This window comes from Luteibacter sp. UNCMF331Sha3.1 (genome assembly GCF_900109915.1).
In the GTDB taxonomy this organism is placed as follows: domain Bacteria; phylum Pseudomonadota; class Gammaproteobacteria; order Xanthomonadales; family Rhodanobacteraceae; genus Luteibacter.
Window position 1 is genome coordinate 1 of sequence record NZ_FOBU01000009.1, and the last position, 2,489, is coordinate 2,489.

Here is a 2,489-nt window from a genome sequence, read left to right on the forward strand (position 1 = left end):
GCGGCATCGAATCCAGAGCCGATGGCGCCGCCACGATCACCGCCAGCGACACCGCCGGTGCCGAGGGAAGTTATCTCGTCACCGTCACCGGCAATGCGCTCGTGCTCGCGCGCCCCGAACCCGATTTCATGGATTCCCAGGGGAATATCGATATTGGGGACATCAGCGCCTCCACCGGCCTGCGCGTCGTCGTCAAGCAATACACCGGCATGGCTGTCGGGCAGGCGATCACGCTGACCTGTTACAGCGCGATCGGAAACCATGTCCCTGCGACGCAGACCGTCGCCGCCCTGGGCGACATCGCGTTCCACGTTCCGAAGTCCTACATCCAGGACATCGTCGCTGCACTGGAAACGCCGATGGCCGCCTTCGACTACACCGTCGCGGTAGTGGGTGGCGCGACGGCGAAATCGCCACGTACCAACGTCACCTTCATCGGCTAACGCAATGCGATGGACTAACTGGAGATCGGCAATCATGTGCAACCCTGTATGCCGTTACATGTCGCTCTTGGCGGCGCTTGCATTACCGGCGCTGGCCTCACCGCTCGCCTTCGCGCAAGCCGCACCAAACCTCGTAGAGCAACAGATAGCCATCAGCATCACCGGCAAGGTGCTCGTACCACACGGGCCCAAATCGGTGCTGAACATGTCGCTCGCCACACGCGGCGCGATCACTCGATGGTTCAGAACGCTATTGGGGAGGGACATGTCGAACGTCAGGATCAGCTGGGGATGGTCCACATCATCCGCCGACTACGGCCAGACAACCGTTCCGGCCGGTTACTTCGTCGGCCTTTTCATCTGGAACGAGGAGAAGAACCAATGGTCATCGTTCAAGGTGGGCTCCCAGCTTTCCGCGGCGACGACCTGGGCCGACGGCGTCCAACAAGTGCACAATCGCTGGCCGGATGGCGGCGTGGCTGAGGAGCCGTCGCGCGTATTCGAGAGCGGCTACTGGTGCGTGACGCTCGGCGCGGCCAGCCAGCGCGAAACCGGCGGCACCTTCGTACAGGCGCCAGGAGCGACGAAAAGCTGCGTCGCGGTGCCATGACGCCGTCGCTCATCGTAAATAATCCGCGACGTCACAGGAGTTCCATCATGAATCCTTCGACCTATGCGATCCGTGCATTATCGCAAGTTGCGATCACGGCGATGTTGATCGTATCGCCGTGCGCACCGGCGTCCACCAAGACCACGAAAGTCACTTATGGGGGTGGGGTAACTCAGATCACGATTCAGTGGACGGACGATGGAAAAGACGGCGGCACCCCGGCTGAGTTCCAATACAGATGCAATCAAGTTGGCGGCACGCCATGGACGATAAAGTTCTGGTTCGATGGAAAAGGTCAGGATGCGACGCCGGAACTCAACCTTTACCCCAACCTCGCGCCGTGGCCGTACACGTGCGATGGTCGAGGGACTTTTCAGGGTGTGGTTGAGCTCTACCAGAATCCCTTCACCATCATCATTCCAGGGGATGTCAGGGGTAAAACGCTCTGCTATGGAGCCAGGAACGGGCACAGCGGCAATTGGGGACAATTCACCAACCAGACTTGCACCACTGTCAGCCCACCCCTGCCCGAATTGCGCTGTACGATTTCCGTATCCGACGTTGCTTTCCCGTTCGGTAACGTGACCGTAGCCGCCGTTAACGGCAGAGTCGCTACGACGAGTCTCAGCGTGTCATGTAACCGTCCAGCTTTAGGCAAGGTGATGGCCGTTGCGAGTGCCGGGAACCCGACTTCGCTCATTCCCGTTCGTGCCGACGGGACCATCAAGTCGCAGCTGAAAGTTGACGGCTATCCCACCGAACACGACATATCCGTCGACGGGACGAACGCGCTTCCGGTGACTCTGACAGCGACATTGTCGGCCACCGCGCCTACGGCCGGTTCCTTGCAAGGAAACGCCGTATTTATCCTGAAGATGGTGCCGAGACCCTGACGACACGTTCTCACGATGCCGTCGACCTCGACAAAACGCATTCAGCGATGACCAGGCCCTTTACATACATGCACAAGGAATCCGTGTCATGGAAGACACCACCCGCAAGACCGCGCCTCATGCGATCGACGTCCCCTACATCGAGCGCGCCGCCGATGGCGGCCTGGGCTATCTCGACCTGAAGCAGAATCCCGACGTCGACATCGTCGCCCGTATCGCCTCGGACCGCTTCACCGGGGGGGACACCGCGCTCGTCGTCGGTCCCGATGACAAGATTCTGGGCAGCGCCGCTGTCCTGGCACCGGTCGAGAGCGTGGCCGTGCTGATCCCCGCGAAGACACTTTTGGAACTGGGCGACGGCACCCATCTCATCCGCTCCCGCGTGCGCGACGCCGACGGCTCCGAGTTCGATTCGGCGCCTAGCGAGCTGGTCATCAAGCTCACCGTACCCGGCGACCTCGACACCGTGGTGAGCACGCCCTATATCAACGAGAACCTCGTCGTGCCCACGATCGTGCCTCGCCCGATCGATCCGGCCACCCC

General features: G+C 61.1%; 4 protein-coding genes. All 4 read left to right on the plus strand.

Annotated elements, in window-relative coordinates:
• A partial coding sequence (locus BMX32_RS18780; RefSeq protein ID WP_170843741.1) for a hypothetical protein occupies nt 1-443 on the plus strand: 443 nt, incomplete at its 5' end.
• A gap of 58 nt (nt 444-501) precedes the next feature.
• Nucleotides 502-1,053: a hypothetical protein gene (locus BMX32_RS18570; RefSeq protein ID WP_139206790.1), complete on the plus strand. Its 552-nt coding sequence runs from the start codon at nt 502-504 to the stop codon at nt 1,051-1,053.
• Between the two features lie 47 nt (nt 1,054-1,100).
• The gene (locus BMX32_RS18575) at nt 1,101-1,946 is read left to right on the plus strand and encodes an MrpH family fimbial adhesin (protein ID WP_139206791.1); all 846 of its coding nucleotides are present in this window, start codon (nt 1,101-1,103) and stop codon (nt 1,944-1,946) included.
• 88 nt (nt 1,947-2,034) lie between these two features.
• The coding region (locus BMX32_RS18350) for a hypothetical protein (protein ID WP_139206792.1) at nt 2,035-2,489 on the plus strand (455 nt) is incomplete at its 3' end.

What these genes read in the sequence shown, in the direction of transcription:
- BMX32_RS18570 (WP_139206790.1), top strand. Translation starts at nt 502, where the DNA reads ATGTCGCTCTTGGCGGCGCTTGCATTACCGGCGCTGGCCTCACCGCTC.
- BMX32_RS18575 (WP_139206791.1), top strand. Translation starts at nt 1,101, where the DNA reads ATGAATCCTTCGACCTATGCGATCCGTGCATTATCGCAAGTTGCGATC.